Here is a 14,234-nt window from a genome sequence, read left to right as displayed (position 1 = left end):
CACTGTGTGTGTCCGCCGCCTCGGAGGAGAGCGGTGGTCTGCCCTCCAGTGGAGAGGCGGGTAGTGCACAGTCGCGAACACTTTCACGCGACGGTGCGTGTGATCCCCGATCTTGCGGGAAGGGGGATCATGTGAGCCGGATGGGCTCTGGGCGACCTCTTCGTCGACGGGATCAGCGGAGAGGCGGTGGAACTTGTTCGATTATTTGTCAGGAGAACAAACAAAATCAAGAAGAACCTTGCAATGATCTTCTTTGACGACATACTATGATCGAATCAAGCTTCAAACAATCACAATCACGCAAACTTTCCTCTGGAGGGGTCGATCATGACCGAACTTCTGCCCGGCGCGCACATGCGCGAAGAGCTCAACTCGCAGCCCGACACCTGGGCGCGAGCGGCCGATCTGCGCGACGAGCAGGCGCTCCTCCCGGCGGCCGGCGCGCGCATCGCGGTCGTCGGATGCGGCACCTCCTGGTTCATCGCCCAGTCCTACGCCGCGCTGCGCGAGAACGCCGGCCTCGGCGAGACCGACGCGTTCGCGGCATCCGAGGCGTTCATCGACCGCGACTACGACGCGGTCGTCGCCCTCACCCGCTCCGGCACGACCACCGAGGTGCTCGAGCTCGTCGAGAAGATCAAGGGCCGCGTCCCCGTCGTCGGCGTGATCGGCGACCCCACGTCGCCGCTGGTGTCGCTCGTCGACGAGGCCGTGCTGCTGCCGTTCGCCGACGAGAAGTCAGTCGTGCAGACCCGCTTCGCCACGACCGCGCTCGCGCTGTTCCGCGCCTCGCTCGGCGAGGACCTCACCAGCGCGATCGACGACGCCAGGGGCGTGCTCGCCGGCGTCGACGACGACGGACTGCGGGATGCCGACCAGTACTCCTTCCTCGGACGCGGCTGGACGATCGGCCTCGCCCACGAGGCGGCGCTGAAGATGCGCGAGTCCTCGCAGTCGTGGACCGAGTCGTACCCGTCGATGGACTACCGCCACGGCCCGATCGCGATCGCCGCCCCCGGCCGCGTCACCTGGCAGTTCGGCGAGGCCCCCGACGGGCTCGCGGCGCAGGTCGAGGCCACGGGGGCGCGTTTCGTGCAGAACCCGATCGACCCGATGGCCGACCTCGTGCGCCTGCACCGCGTGGCCCTCGACCGCGCCGTCGTGCGCGGGCTCGACCCCGACCAGCCCCGCAACCTCTCGCGTTCCGTCATCCTGGATGCATGATGGCCTCCCCTGATCCGAGCGACACCGCACCCGTACCCGATGTCGTGAAGGACGCCTCCGGCGAGCGACTCGCCTCGGTGCGGTCGCTCGGACAGGGGGCGCCGGTGCTCGCGTTCGACGTGGGCGGCACCGACATCAAGTCCGCGCTGTTCGACGCCGACGGCATCGCACGAGGACTCCGCCGCACACCGACGCCGGTGGCCGACGGTGACCGCACCGGCGTGCTGATCGAGCGCCTCGGCGTGCTCGCCGCCGAGCTCACGGCCGACCACCCCGACGTGGTGCCCCAGGCGGTCGGGCTGGTCGTCCCCGGGATCGTCGACGCGGATGCCGGGCTCGGCGTCTTCGCCAGCAACCTGGGGTGGCACGACGCGCCCATCCGCGACCTCGCGGCCGCGGAGCTGGGTCTCCCCGTCGGCTTCGACCACGATGTGCGCGCAGCGAGCTGGGCGGAGCACCGCCTGGGCGGCGCCCGCGCCTATGCGAACTCCGTCGTCCTCGTGATCGGCACCGGCATCGCGGGCGCCCTCCTCGTGGGCGGCGTCCCCTACACCGCAGGCGGGTACGCCGGAGAGATCGGGCACTCCCCGATCGCCGACGGTCCGATCTGCGCGTGCGGCGCCCGCGGATGCCTGGAGGCCGTGGCCTCGGCCGGAGCCATCGCCCGCCGTTACCGCGAAGCCACCGGCGTCACGCCGGACGGCGCGAAGGACGTGATCGCCCGCGCGGCCGCCGGCGACCAGGTCGCAGCGGACATCTGGAACTCCGCGCTCGACGCGCTGACCATGTCGCTCGCGCAGCTCACCGCGGTCGTCGCGCCCGAGGCCGTCGTGATCGGCGGAGGGCTGTCGCGCGCCGGCGGGGCGCTGTTCGACGAACTGCGCTCGCGGCTCGCCGCACGACTGAGCTTCCACCGTCTGCCCGAGCTCGTGCCCGCCGAGCTCTCCGGAAACGCGGGGCTGATCGGCGCCGCGCTGCGCGCGAGGGAGCTCGTATGATCCTCACGGTCACCCCGAACCCCGCGCTCGACCTCACCTGGCGCGTCGACCGCCTCACGATCGGCGAGACGCACAGGGCGGATGCCGGCGCCGCACGCGCCGGAGGCAAGGGCCTCAACGTCGCCAGGGTCGCGCACGCGCAGGGCGCCGACGTCGTCGCCGTGACCACGGTCGGCGGCAGGGCGGGCGCCGATTTCGCCGACGAGCTCGTGCTCTCCGGAGTGCCCCACGCGCTCGTCCAGGTCGCCGGAGCCACGCGGCAGAGCGTGGCGATCGTCGACGAGCACCTCGGCGACACCACGGTCGTCAACGAGCGCGGCGTCAACCCGACCGACGAGGAATGGGGCGCCCTGCTCGCCGAGGTCGTCGAACGGCTGCCCGCCGCCGACGTCCTGGTGATCTCGGGCAGTCTCCCGCCCGGTGCTCCCCGCACGCTCCTCCCGCTCCTGATCGGCGTCGGCCGGGACGCCGGGGTGCCGGTGATCGTCGACACCTCCGGTCCCGCGCTGCTGCAGGCGGCGGATGCCGGAGCGTCCGTCCTCAAGCCCAACGCCGCGGAGCTCGTCGACGCCACGGGCATCGCCGACCCCGTCGAGGGCGCCCGGTCGCTCATCGCGCGCGGCGTGGAGCTCGTGCTGCTGTCGCTGGGGGCCGACGGGATGCTCGCCGTGACGGCATCCGACGTCGTGCACGCCCGCCTCGACGCCCCTCTCGCCGGCAACCCGACCGGCGCCGGCGACGCCGGTGTCGCGGCATGCGCCGTGCTCTACGCGGAGGGCGAGCGCGACCCCGAGCGGATCCTCCGGCGCGCGACATCCTGGTCGGCCGCGGCGGTGCTGATGCCCCTCGCCGGCGAGATCTCCGACACCTGGCCCGACCTCGACGCACGACTGAGCGTGCGCCCGTACGAACAGAAGGACCGCGAATGACCCTCGTCTCCGCCCGTGAACTGGTGACGGATGCCGCGACCCGCGGCACCGGCATCGGCGCGTTCAACGTGATCCACCTCGAGACCGCCGAGGGGCTGGTGCGCGCGTCGGAGCTGGCTGGACTCCCGGTGATCCTGCAGATCTCGCAGAACTGCGCCGACTACCACGGCGCCCTCGAGCCGATCGCGCTCGCGACGCTCGCGATCGCGCGGCGCGCATCGACCCCGGTCGCCGTGCACCTCGACCACGCCGAGCGTCCGGAGCTCGTCGACGAGGCGATCGCCCTCGGCTTCGGCTCGGTCATGTTCGACGGCGGCGCCCTCCCCTACGACGACAACGTCGCCCTCACCGCGGCGGTGGCCGCGCGCGCGCACGCCGCGGGCGTCTACGTCGAGGGAGAGCTGGGCGAGGTCGGCGGAAAGGACGGTGCGCACGCGCCCGGCGTCCGCACCGACCCCGACGAGGCCAGGGCCTTCGTCGAGGCGACGGGCGTCGACGCGCTGGCCGTGGCGGTCGGCTCCTCGCACGCGATGCTCGACCGCTCGGCATCCCTCGACCTCGACCTCATCGCCCGTCTGCACGCCGCGCTCTCCGTGCCCCTGGTGCTGCACGGCTCCTCGGGTGTGGCGGATGCCGTCATCGCCGACGCCGTGCGCGCCGGCATGACGAAGATCAACGTCTCGACGCACCTGAACGGCTTCTTCACCAGGGCCGTCCGGTCGACGCTCGCCGCCGACGAGACGCTCGTCGACTCGCGCAAGTACCTGAAGCCCGCGCGCGAGGCGCTGGCCGACGAGGCCGCGCGGATGCTCCGCCTGTTCGCCCTGGAATCGTGAGGACGACCGCGGCGCCGGGTCGGGCAGGATGGTGACATGAAGCGCGCCGCCCGTCTCAACGCGATCCTCGACCTGCTCGCCGACGCCGGCGAGGTCACGGTCGAGGAGCTCGTCGAGCGCTTCGGCGCATCGCCGGCGACCACCCGCCGCGACCTCGACAGCCTCGCGGAGCAGCGGCTGCTCACCCGCACGCACGGCGGAGCGGTGGCGCAGGCGGTGGCCTACGAGCTGCCGATCCGGTACAAGAGCCACCTCCGCACGCAGCAGAAGGAGAGCATCGCCCAGGCGGCTGCCGCGCTCGTCATGCCCGGCATGGTCGTCGGGCTCTCGGGCGGGACGACGACGACGGCGATCGCCGCGGCCATCGCCGCACGGGAGGACCTCGCCGCAGGCGGCGGCATCACGGTCGTCACGAACGCGGTCAACATCGCGGCTCAGCTCGCGACCCGCCCCGACATCAAGGTGGTCGTCACGGGCGGGGTGATCCACTCGCGCACCTACGAGCTCGTCGGCCCCTTCGTGGAGCAGCTGCTCCGCGGCGTCCGGCTCGACCTCGCGTTCATCGGCGTGAACGGGATGGATGCCGCGGCCGGCGCCACCACGCAGGACGAGCGCGAGGCCGCGGTGAACCGCATGATGGCCGAGCGTGCGCGCCGCGCGGTCGTCGTGACCGACGGCAGCAAGCTCGGCGTCACGGCCTTCGCCAGCGTCGGCGGGGTGGAGCTGTTCCCCGTGGTGCTGACCGACGAAGACGCCGACGTCGACGCCGTCGCCGCGCTGCGCGCCGCCGGGTACGAGGTTCTCACGGCATCCTGACCCCCGGCGCGTGTGCGCGCGTGCGCCGTGCGCCCTTGAGGGGTCAGGAACTGTCGCATCGCACCCCCTGGATGCAGCGTTTCGCGACCCCTCACGCGTCGTCATCCACGCGACCTCTCGTGCGCTCCGGACGCTCGCCGCTCTCGCGTGGTCGTTGCAAGGTGCGCCGCTGAGGAGTCACGAAATGCCGCTCGAAGCCCCGCTGAGGCGGCATTCTGTGACCCGTCAGCGGAACTGACGCAGGGCGCCAGCACGACCCAGTGTCAGGCGGCCATGCGGGCGCCCATGAAGGAGGTGCCGCGGTTGCAACCGCGGCACCTCCGGGCAGATGGTGGCCTGTCGTATCCCTGCACTCCCCAGTGCACAGGTTCCCCAGTTCGACTGCGCCTCCCGCGCTTCGCCTTCTCGAAGCCCTTCGCATGGCACCTTCTGTAGATCAGGAGCGGGTCCCCCCGGTTCTGATACAGCGATTGGAGAAAATCTTCAGAATCCGTTCCCGTGGCACTGGAAGGGGGCGCGCAGCCCGGTGGAGAGGGATGCCGCGGCGAGAGCGTCCGCGGCATCGGCGCCCGAGGCCAGCCCCTCGTGCACGGCGGACAGGAGCTCGCCGGCCACGGCATCCGCCACCATGACGGGCGCCGCGATCACGCATCCGGTGCCCGCGTGCAGCCATACCCGCGTCATGCCGAGCGCCTCCTCGCCCCAGCGCACCGAGGAGCGACCCAGCTCGCACGCCGACAGCAGCACCGTCGCCGGCACGTGCGGGATGAGGTCGACGTCGTAGCCGAACAGGGTGCCGTCGGCGAGCTCGAGTCCCGAGAACATCGGGTTGCCCGTCGCGTGGCGTCCGTGCGCGGCGATGTGCAGCACGTCGGACTCCCCCGCGAGGTCGGTGACGCTCGTGACGCGGGAGTCGTCGGCGGTGAGCAGGGTCACCGAGGGCCACGCCGCGGCCGCCCGTCTGATCTCCTCCTCCGCGCGGGGGACGCGCGGCCCGGCGGCGAACCCGGCCCTCGGCGCTCGCGTCCGGTCTGCGGTCGGGCGGTCGGCGAGCCAGCGCGACACCGAGGTCGCCAGGGTGAACGGGACCCCGGAGAGACCAGGCAGCATCGCCCAGGGGATGCCGGCGAGGATGCCGGGGATCGTCAGCGCGAAGCGCCGTGCCTGCACCGCCGCGCGCACGGGGGCGAGCAGCGCGTCGTCGAGGACGCGCAGGCGCTCATCGAGCGAGCGCTCCACCAGTGCGGCCATCGGTCCGCCGCGCGTGAGGGCGGCGACGTCGAGGTCGGCACGGAGGCCGTCGAGGGCGCCGCGCACGCCGGGCCAGTCGAGCGGCACGATGCGGGAGTCGGATGCCGTCACCACGACGCACTGCAGTTCCGCACCGGTGAACACGTAGGCGAGGATCGCGGTGTCGTCGGCGATCCGTCCCTGCGCCTCGGCGAGCTCGATGCGCGTGCGGGTGCCGCCGACACCCGTCGTCGACCACTGCCGTTCGCGCACGCGCGCCCGGAGTGCGCGCACCCTGGCGTCACCCGACCAGTCGGTTCCGGCGAGATCGGCGCGCAGCATCCGCAGTTCGGCGAGGTCGCCGGCGAGCTCAGGGTCGTGCGGCGGACGGACGGGCGCCACCTGCTGGCTCAGGTGCCGCGCGCGCTCGGACCACTCGAACAGCACGGCCGGGTCGCCCGTGCGCGCTGCGGCGGCGAGCCCCGCGAACATCAGGTCGGCGCCGTGCATCGCGACGGATGCCTGCAGGTCGAGCGCTCCGAACGACTGCTGCCACGCCGTCAGCAGCTCCAGCCCGTCGGAGGCTGCGCGCAGCGCCTCGCGATCCCGCCCCGCTGCAGACGCGCGCACCGCCCTGACCTCCTGCGCATGCATCCGCAGCGGTATGGGAGCGTCGGGCGGAAGGCGTGGCATCCGTCCGCGCCCGCCGAGCCGTGCGGTGAGCGCGAGCCCCGTGGCCTCGGTGCGGAAGCCGCGGCGACGGAGAGCGGATGCCGTGCGCGCGAAGTCCGCAGGGTCGGTCCTCCCGCCTGCGCGCAGCCGAGCGTCGAGGCGCACCGCTTCGGCGCGGGTGGCCCATCCGTCGCTGCCGAGCGCCGTGAAGCGGCGGACCGCGGTGCGCGCCGTCCGCTCCGCCGCGCGGGGATCGTGCCGCAGCTGCGAACGGGCGAGGTGGAACTCGGCCTCGCCGCGAGCCTGCCTCATCCGCTGCGCGCCGAACTGCACGGCCACCTCGGCGAGCAGGGCCTCCGCCTCGGTCGTGAGACCCGCGTCGCGGAGCACCTCGGCGCGGTCGAGGTCGCCGATCGCGGCGGCCAGATCGCTCGTTGCCGCGAGCGCCGGTCGGGAGCGGGTCATCAGCGCGAGCGCCGCGACCAGGTCGCCGCCGAGCAGCGCCGCATAGCCGAGGTTGTGGCGGGCCTCAGCGAGCGGCTCCTCCTCGCCCGCCGCCTCGAAGATCGCCGCCGCGTGTTCGAGATCGGCGACGCACGGAGCGAGTTCGTGGCGCTGCATCCGCACCACCGCCCTGTTCATGAGCAGGTTCGCGTGCTCGGCGGATTCTGCGGCGACGACGCGGATCGCCCGAGTCAGCATGGCTTCGGCCTCATCGAGGCGACCGGAGTACAGGAGCAGTGTGCCGAGCTGGCCACTCAGCACCGCTACCGTCTCTTCGCTCAACCCGGGGCGGGCGAGGGCAGCGGTCGAGAGCCGCTCCGCGTCGGCGGGTCTCCCCGTCTGTGCGAGCACATACGCGACGGTGCCGTCGATGCGGGCGCGGAGGTCCTCATCGTCCGTGCGGGCGGATGCCGCGGTGAGGGCGCGACGAGCCTGGCCGAACCGCCGCGCGTTGGCCGCAGCGACACCGCGCTGGTGCAGCTCGGTCGCAGACAGGGGCATGCTCCCAGGATGGCCCTGCGGCGTGCGATTGGGGAAGTGCCGGGCGGGCGAGGCCGCCCGGAAGTCGTGTCGACCCGTGAGCAGACCGCTGATGTCGCCCGGACGGCGGTCTCGAAGACGGCCCCCGGTTCAGACCCCCTCTGTCGGCGCGGGCAGTGCGTTCAGCACCGACGTGACGGCTGCGATCGCGGCATCCGTCTTCACTCCGCCCAGGGGGACGGTGCCCAACTGCGCCGCGATCCGCCCCGCCACGTAGGGAGCGGCGAACGAGGTACCGCTCCACACGGCGAAGCCGCCGCGGTAGTCGTCCGGATCGAGGGTCTCGCGACGCAGCCCGTCGACGTCGGCCCGCGAGGTCGCCTGCTCTCCGCCGACGAAGGCGGGCGACGTGCTCACCACCGCAGCACCGGGTGCGTACACGCGCACCCAGGGGCCGACATTCGAGAACAGTGCGACCGAGCGGGACGACGGGTTGAGCGCGCCCACGGACACCAGCGGAGCGTCGTCATCCCGGGGGATGCCGTTGTCGGCTCCCGGCCACGCCCACAGGGACGCGGGGAACGACGGTCGATCGATCGCGTCGTTGCCCGCAGAGCACACGACGACGCAGCCGAGCTCTCGCGCTCTGGTGAGCAGCGCGTTCAGAGTGAGGCTGAACAGGCCGTCGCTCGGCGTCTCGTGGTAGTACCCGAGGGAGAGATTGAGCACATCGATCGGATACCCGGTGCGCGGATTCTCGCGATGCCGGCGCAGGAGCTCGACGACCTGCGCGAGGGTGTTCAGGAACGTGCTCTCATCGACCACGCCCAGCGCTCCGGCGATGCGCACGGACAGGATGTCGGCGTCAGGGGCGGCCTGGCGGATCAGGCCGGCGATGAACGTGCCGTGCCCTGCCACGGCATCGATCTCGCCGTCCAGCTGGCCATAGAGGTCGGGATAGCGCTCCGGATCGGCGTCGTCCGTCAGGCCGACGGGAACGCCGTCGAGCTCCACGTGCCGCGTCACGATTCCCTCAGGGAGCCAGTCGTGGACCCCGCATCCCGTGTCGAGAACGGCGACCACAGGTCTCCGGCCCTTCCGCGGGGTCGCGGCGCGCGAAGGCGCCGGGCCGAGCCAGCTCACCGGCTGGCGTGCGCCGCGGCCGGGCTGCAGGTAGTCCTCGCTGCCCGCCGCGCCGCCGGGTCCCACCGGGTTCGTGCGCGTGAACGGATTGGTGCGCGTGAACGGGTTCGTCCTGGTGAACGGGTTGAGCCCGACCGGGTCGATCGACAGCACGTGCTCGAGGCTGGTCCGCGGCATCCGCGATCGGGAGATCCGGCGGGCGCGCTGCAGCACTCGCCAGGCGTCGGGCGGAACGGGCGATTCCCCGCGCACCGGCTGATCCGGCGTCGTGAGATGGGCGCGTACGAACCACGGGATCTCGGCGGTCAGCCCCCGTCGCAGCTCCGGCTCCTCGAGCACGAGCTCCCAGCCGAACGACCCGGCGGCCTCGTGCAGGGTCTTGACCTCCTGGTCGTACGCCCCGTTGTCGTCATCGTGTGTGATCAGCAGGCGCTCCGGCAGGTACGCGGTGGGGAACGCCCGGATGCCGTCGACCGGCTCGACGTTCGGGTCGAGCGCCGAGCCGCGGCGGATCGACCCTTCCGCTCGGTCCTGCCAGGTCCATCCCTTGGGCTGATCCATCGGTCATCCTCTCGGTGCGGGCGTGCCCGCGTCTCGTGCCCGCGCGGAGCGGATCACAGTTCGAACTGCGGGGTCGACAGGGTGCGCACGTCGTCGCCGATCCTGGTGGACAGGCGCACGCGGGTGAGTCCGGGCGGCACGTCGTCGAACACGAATCGCCCCGTCTCGGAGGGGGTCGTCGTGCGGACGGCGTCGCCCTGCGTGAGCACGATCTCCGCCGCAGCCGTGTCGACCCAGCCGTCGACCCGGCGCCGGCCGTTCGCGGTCGAGGTGACGTGCAGCAGGATGCTCGTGGTGCCGTCGCTGAACTGCAGGGTGAGAGCATCCGCTTCTCCGCGCACCTCGCTGAGCGGGCGCTCGACGATGGTGAGCAGCGCGTACTCCTCCGACAGGGAGTCGGTGGCGACCGCCGCGATCATGCGGTCGATCAGGAAGGCGGGAACGGGGTCGACATCCGACCACATCGACCGCAGCCGAGCGAACAGCTCCGCATCGTCGTGCTCGTTCACGAGAGGCCTCCCCTCGGCGAAGGGTCGAGCAGGTCGCGCAGCTTGGTGAGGCAGCGCTTGCGCGTGGGGCCGATGCTGCCGATCGGCATCGACAGGTCGGCGGCGATGCGGGCGTAGTCGGGGCGGTCGTCGAACGCCACGACGCGCAGCAGACGCTGGCAGCGGTCGTCGAGCACGCGCACCGCGGCCCACAGTCGGCGGTTCTCGTCGCCGGTCGCCGCGTGGTCCTCGGCGGACGACTGCTCGGGGAGGAGGGCGTCGAGGTCCTCCGGTTCTGCGGTGTCGACCCTGCCGTGGGCCTTGCCGACCTTCCACGCCTCGCGCCGTGCCGTGGTGGTGAGCCAGGCGGCGATGGCGCGCGAGTCGGCGATCGTCTCGCGCCCGCGCACGAGACGGAGCCAGGTGGTCTGCACCACGTCCTCGGCGAGCATCCGCTCCAGCCCGTACGCGCGCACGACATGCCAGAGCACAGGTGTCATCAGTCGCACGAGGTCGTCCATCGCGCGGCTGTCGCCGTCTCGCCATGCGTCGAAGAAGGCTGCGGCACGCTGCCACCGCGCCGCCCCGTCGTCCGCTGCCGGATCGAGATCGGCGTCGGGTGCGCCGTCGATCATGAGTCCCATTGTGATCACACCTGTAAGGAGCGCGGCAAGAGGTTCGTGATACATGGACGCGGTTGTTTACCTGCTCGGCTCCGTCCGTCTCCCCGGGAGTTCCTCGGTCGTCCATTCGGGGCCACGATCTCGAGTGGATGCCCGGGCACGACTTCGGGTCGGATGCCGGGCACGACTTCGGAGCAGCCGACCGACACGCCGCTTCCTGGACCGCCGATGCGGCGTGTCGGTCGGGCATCTCCGAAGCTGTGCCCGGGGGATCAGGCCAGAGGTGTGCGATGGGCCTCGGAGTCTCCGAAGCTGCGCCCGGGGATCAGGCCAGGGGTGATCCGAGAATCAGATCACGGGCGCTCGACGGGCTGCTGCAGCTCGGTGACCCAGTCGGACTGGTCCTCAGACACGGCGCGCACGTAGAGCTCGCGGCAGGGTCCGCTGGGCACGTAGCCCCGGGCGATGATCTCGGCGTGCACCGCGCTCCAGGTCTCCCTGATGCGGTCCATCGCGCCGAGGTGCACCCCGCAGATCGCGAGCTCGACGGCGGGGAGGTCGACGAGCTCGAACCCGTCGCGGCGCTCGCCGCCGTAGGCGTAGCCGACCGTGATGTCCATGCCGTCTTCGCCGAGGCTGTACTGCGCGATCGGCGTCGACAGGGCGCCGCACTCGTCGCCGAGCACGTTCTCGAGGCTCTCGAACAGGGGGCCGACCGGGGAGCCGACCTCGTGTTCGGGCACGGATGCCGTCTGCGCGGCGAGCCGCACGGCGGGGAGGGGCTTCTCGATGATCTCGACCTGTGACATCTGGTTCTCGCTTTCGATGAGATGGAGCCGCCGCTCCACGTCCACGAGTCGGGCGGCGGCGATCCGGTGCTCCTCCTCGACCTCGGCGCGACGCAGACGCAGCATGGCCGCGATCCGTTCCGCGTCGATCCCCTGTTCGAGGATCAGCGCGATGTCGTCGAGGCCGAAGCCGAGCTGGCGCAGCGCGACGATCCGATGCAGCCTCTCCAGCTGCGAAGGGTCGTACGAGCGGTAGCCGCTGAACTCGTCCACGTGGGCGGGAACGAGCAGACCGGCGGTGTCCCAGTGCCGAAGCATCCGGTGGGTCACCTGGCCGATCTGCGCGAAGGCTCCGATGGATAACATGCTTCCGTTATCCCTTCTTCCACAGTGTCAGGGTCAAGTCTCTCCCGTCGGCGCGTCGTCCCGCGCGCGCAGGACCAGCCGCGCGAGACCGCGGATGAGCACGAGGGCGATGGGCCACAGCACGAGGGCCGTGAGGGCGACGTTCCCCGAGAAGGCGAGCCAGTCGACGCTCGTCGGCACCGGGTCTGCGCGGTCGCCGACGACCGTGACCTCGACGGGGTGGTCGACGTAGGCGAAGCGCGACAGATCCTGGTGGTACCAGGGGAGCGGCCAGCCGAAGGCGACGTCGGCGGTGTCGGATGCCGTCGGCACCACGACCGGCACCGAGAACGTGATCGTCCAGCTGACGGCGACCGCGGCGGCGACGAGGCCGATCGTCGGGAGCACGGCATCCCGCCATCGTCGTGTCATGAGCGTCCCCTTCGGTCCCGCTCCAGTCTCCCGCAGGTGCGGCGCGGTGCGTGCGCCGGGGCGCTCTACTCGAACTGCGTCGCGTGCGCGGTCCAGCCGGACTCGGTGGGGAGCGCGCGCAGCGCGCGGTTGCCGACGGCGAGGGCCACCGCCACGAGGCACAGCACGGCGCACGCGATGACGGTCCACTCGCGTCCGGCCGACGCGAGTCCGAAGCCGGCGATGAGCGGGGCGAGGGGCATGGCTCCCATGCCCAGCACGGCGGCGGCGCTGTTGGCCCTGCCGAGCAGCCGCGACGGGGTGGCGACCATGAAGTAGCCCATCAGCGCGGCGTTCAGCGCGGGCAGCAGGAACACCGATGCGGCGAGCACACCGACGATCAGCCAGGGCTCGGTGATCATCGAGATGGCGACGATGCCCGCGGTCGCGCATGCGAGGCTCACGATCGTCAGGGTTCCCGCACTGATCCGGGGGACGAGCATCGGAGCCACGATGGCGCCGAGCAGCATCGTTCCACCCAGCGCCGCCGACAGTGCGCCGATGAACACCGCGGAGTATCCGGACTGCTGCAGCGAGTAGATCACCGTGGTGATCGCCGCGTTGAAGCCGAGGTTGATGATCGTGGTGATGAAGAGGACGCCGCGCAGGTCGGGGCGCGAGAGCAGCCACGAGAAGCCCTCGCGGAACTCCGTCCACGCGCTCGTCTTCACGACGGATGTCGGATGACTCGCGGATGCCGGATGACCTGCGGATGGGGTGGGAAGACCCAGAGCGTCCGTGTCGGCATCCGCGTGTCCGACCTCGACACGCCGTCCGGCGCGCACCTCGTCCGGGTTTCGCCTCTCCCAATCGGCGTCCGTGCCGGTGCCGACGATCCCGTCGCGACGCGCGCCCCGGCGGAGCATCCATGCGGTGAGGGCCGCGACCAGGTGGCACAGCGCCATCACCGCGCCGACCAGCCATCCGCCGACGCCGAGCAGGAGGCCGCCGAGCGGTCCTCCGACGAGCTGGAGAGCGGCATCCCGTCCCTGATTCGCGGCCTGCGCGCGGCCCATCGCCTCGTCGGGGACGATCTCCTTGATGGCGCTCTCGCCGGCGACGTCGAAGAGCCCGCTGCGGGCGGCGAGCAGCACGTCGATGACGAGCAGCGTCGAGAAGGTGAGCGCGTCGGCGAGGGCGAGGAGCAGGAAGGCCGCCGACAGCAGCACGCCGAGCAGGGAGCCGATGAGCATGAGGAGGATGCGGCGGTGCCGGTCGGCCAGGATCCCGCCCGCGAGGGTGGTCAGCAGTCGCGCGACCATGCCCGCGCCGCCGATGATGCCCGCCTGCGCGGGGTCGTTCGTGATGATGAGCGCGAGCAGCGGGACGGCGAATCCGAAGAGGGATGCCGCGAGCCCCTTGCTCGTGTCGCTGAGGAGCCAGGTGAGGTAGCGGGTGTTCTGCCACAGCCTGTGGGGCGCGGTCACGGTGGTCATGCTCACACGATAGTTACGCAAGAGAAGTTGCGCAACTCCTATTGCGCAACTTTGGATGCGGATACACTGGCGGGATGAGCGAGGACAAGCGCGTCGATCCGGTCTGGATGACGTCGGACATGCTCAAGGCGTACGCGAACCCGCTGCGACGGCAGATGATCGCCCTGTTCGCGCGCCGCGACCACCTGCGGGCCGCTGATGTCGCCGCGGAGCTCGGCATCGCCCCGAACAGCGCGAGCTTCCACCTGCGGGTGCTGGCGGATGCCGGACTCATCGAGGAGGCCCCCGAGCATGCGCGCGATCGACGCGACCGGGTCTGGGTCGGTCGCAAGCTGGCGCTGAACCTCGGCGGCCCGGAGAGCCCGGTGCCCGACGAGGCCCTCGGCAGCGTCATGATCCGCTCGCTCGCCGAGGACCATCAGGACATGATGCGACGCGTGGTCGAGTGGACCCCCGAGTATGTCGCCGGTCGGGCGAGCGGGGTGCACGCGGCGTTCGTGCAGCGCGTGGTGCGCCTCACGACCGACGAGTTCAGCGCCCTGCTGGAGCGGATCGACGAGGTCATCACCGAGGCCGTCGACGCCCACGACCAGGACGATCCGGACGGCCGCGCCTGGCAGATGGACCTCCTGGCCGCCGACGACGCGATCTGACCCCTCGCGCGCAGAGACGCGGATGCCGCGACCGCAC

Annotated in this window: 13 protein-coding genes; 6 read left to right on the top strand and 7 right to left on the bottom strand. The window is 71.7% G+C overall.

Annotated elements, in window-relative coordinates; all coding sequences use genetic code 11:
- Positions 1–327 precede the first annotated feature (327 nt).
- The 5 genes from MRBLWH10_RS16030 to MRBLWH10_RS16010 are packed head-to-tail and all read left to right on the top strand — an operon-like array spanning position 328 to position 4,803.
- Entirely contained in the window at positions 328–1,224 is an 897-nt protein-coding gene (locus MRBLWH10_RS16030) for an SIS domain-containing protein (protein WP_341940685.1), read from the top strand.
- Positions 1,221–2,222 carry an ROK family protein gene (locus tag MRBLWH10_RS16025; protein WP_341940684.1) on the top strand — a complete coding sequence of 334 codons (1,002 nt, stop codon included), beginning with the start codon at positions 1,221–1,223 and terminating at the stop codon, positions 2,220–2,222. Before MRBLWH10_RS16030 ends, MRBLWH10_RS16025 begins: the two co-directional genes overlap by 4 nt.
- Positions 2,219–3,151 (top strand): 1-phosphofructokinase family hexose kinase, encoded by a 933-nt coding sequence (locus MRBLWH10_RS16020; RefSeq protein ID WP_341940683.1) that lies wholly within the window; start codon positions 2,219–2,221, stop codon positions 3,149–3,151. The genes MRBLWH10_RS16025 and MRBLWH10_RS16020 overlap by 4 nt, the downstream gene beginning before the upstream one ends.
- Positions 3,148–3,987 carry a class II fructose-bisphosphate aldolase gene (locus tag MRBLWH10_RS16015; RefSeq protein ID WP_341940682.1) on the top strand — a complete coding sequence of 280 codons (840 nt, stop codon included), beginning with the start codon at positions 3,148–3,150 and terminating at the stop codon, positions 3,985–3,987. The genes MRBLWH10_RS16020 and MRBLWH10_RS16015 overlap by 4 nt, the downstream gene beginning before the upstream one ends.
- Before the next feature lie 36 nt (positions 3,988–4,023).
- The gene (locus MRBLWH10_RS16010) at positions 4,024–4,803 is read left to right on the top strand and encodes a DeoR/GlpR family DNA-binding transcription regulator (protein ID WP_341940681.1); all 780 of its coding nucleotides are present in this window, start codon (positions 4,024–4,026) and stop codon (positions 4,801–4,803) included.
- 483 nt (positions 4,804–5,286) lie between these two features.
- Here MRBLWH10_RS16010 and MRBLWH10_RS16005 read toward each other — a convergent pair whose 3' ends face one another.
- From MRBLWH10_RS16005 to MRBLWH10_RS15975, 7 genes are all read right to left on the bottom strand, one after another.
- Entirely contained in the window at positions 5,287–7,710 is a 2,424-nt protein-coding gene (locus MRBLWH10_RS16005; protein ID WP_341940680.1) for a CHAT domain-containing protein, read from the bottom strand.
- Positions 7,711–7,839: 129 nt separating this feature from the next.
- Positions 7,840–9,393, bottom strand: a complete 1,554-nt coding sequence (locus MRBLWH10_RS16000) for a S8/S53 family peptidase (RefSeq protein ID WP_105675772.1) — start codon at positions 9,391–9,393, stop codon at positions 7,840–7,842.
- A 53-nt stretch (positions 9,394–9,446) separates the two neighbouring features.
- Positions 9,447–9,902, bottom strand: a complete 456-nt coding sequence (locus MRBLWH10_RS15995; protein WP_341940679.1) for a hypothetical protein — start codon at positions 9,900–9,902, stop codon at positions 9,447–9,449.
- Positions 9,899–10,516 (bottom strand): sigma-70 family RNA polymerase sigma factor, encoded by a 618-nt coding sequence (locus MRBLWH10_RS15990; RefSeq protein WP_341940678.1) that lies wholly within the window; start codon positions 10,514–10,516, stop codon positions 9,899–9,901. The genes MRBLWH10_RS15995 and MRBLWH10_RS15990 overlap by 4 nt, the downstream gene beginning before the upstream one ends.
- 341 nt (positions 10,517–10,857) lie before the next feature.
- Entirely contained in the window at positions 10,858–11,658 is an 801-nt protein-coding gene (locus MRBLWH10_RS15985; protein ID WP_341940677.1) for a MerR family transcriptional regulator, read from the bottom strand.
- Positions 11,659–11,691: 33 nt separating this feature from the next.
- Positions 11,692–12,069, bottom strand: coding sequence for a hypothetical protein (locus MRBLWH10_RS15980; protein WP_341940676.1), 378 nt, complete (start codon positions 12,067–12,069; stop codon positions 11,692–11,694).
- Between the two features lie 65 nt (positions 12,070–12,134).
- Complete coding sequence (locus tag MRBLWH10_RS15975; protein ID WP_341940675.1) at positions 12,135–13,544, bottom strand: MFS transporter; 1,410 nt, start codon at positions 13,542–13,544, stop codon at positions 12,135–12,137.
- Positions 13,545–13,618: 74 nt separating this feature from the next.
- Between MRBLWH10_RS15975 and MRBLWH10_RS15970 the strand changes: the two genes are divergently transcribed.
- Positions 13,619–14,197 carry a helix-turn-helix domain-containing protein gene (locus MRBLWH10_RS15970; RefSeq protein WP_341940674.1) on the top strand — a complete coding sequence of 193 codons (579 nt, stop codon included), beginning with the start codon at positions 13,619–13,621 and terminating at the stop codon, positions 14,195–14,197.
- Positions 14,198–14,234 lie beyond the last annotated feature (37 nt).

This window comes from Microbacterium sp. LWH10-1.2 (assembly GCF_038397765.1).
GTDB lineage: Bacteria > Actinomycetota > Actinomycetes > Actinomycetales > Microbacteriaceae > Microbacterium > Microbacterium natoriense.
Note: the sequence above shows the minus strand (reverse complement) of the source record. Positions and strands in the feature narration are given on the sequence as shown.

Bases quoted from the DNA above. Each gene is read 5' to 3' on its own strand.
- MRBLWH10_RS16025 (WP_341940684.1), top strand. From the start codon at position 1,221: ATGATGGCCTCCCCTGATCCGAGCGACACCGCACCCGTACCCGATGTC.
- MRBLWH10_RS15970 (WP_341940674.1), top strand. From the start codon at position 13,619: ATGAGCGAGGACAAGCGCGTCGATCCGGTCTGGATGACGTCGGACATG.
- MRBLWH10_RS16020 (WP_341940683.1), top strand. From the start codon at position 2,219: ATGATCCTCACGGTCACCCCGAACCCCGCGCTCGACCTCACCTGGCGC.
- MRBLWH10_RS16005 (WP_341940680.1), bottom strand. From the start codon at position 7,710: ATGCCCCTGTCTGCGACCGAGCTGCACCAGCGCGGTGTCGCTGCGGCC.
- MRBLWH10_RS15980 (WP_341940676.1), bottom strand. From the start codon at position 12,069: ATGACACGACGATGGCGGGATGCCGTGCTCCCGACGATCGGCCTCGTC.
- MRBLWH10_RS16000 (WP_105675772.1), bottom strand. From the start codon at position 9,393: ATGGATCAGCCCAAGGGATGGACCTGGCAGGACCGAGCGGAAGGGTCG.
- MRBLWH10_RS15975 (WP_341940675.1), bottom strand. From the start codon at position 13,544: ATGACCACCGTGACCGCGCCCCACAGGCTGTGGCAGAACACCCGCTAC.
- MRBLWH10_RS16030 (WP_341940685.1), top strand. From the start codon at position 328: ATGACCGAACTTCTGCCCGGCGCGCACATGCGCGAAGAGCTCAACTCG.
- MRBLWH10_RS16010 (WP_341940681.1), top strand. From the start codon at position 4,024: ATGAAGCGCGCCGCCCGTCTCAACGCGATCCTCGACCTGCTCGCCGAC.
- MRBLWH10_RS16015 (WP_341940682.1), top strand. From the start codon at position 3,148: ATGACCCTCGTCTCCGCCCGTGAACTGGTGACGGATGCCGCGACCCGC.
- MRBLWH10_RS15985 (WP_341940677.1), bottom strand. From the start codon at position 11,658: ATGTTATCCATCGGAGCCTTCGCGCAGATCGGCCAGGTGACCCACCGG.
- MRBLWH10_RS15990 (WP_341940678.1), bottom strand. From the start codon at position 10,516: ATGATCGACGGCGCACCCGACGCCGATCTCGATCCGGCAGCGGACGAC.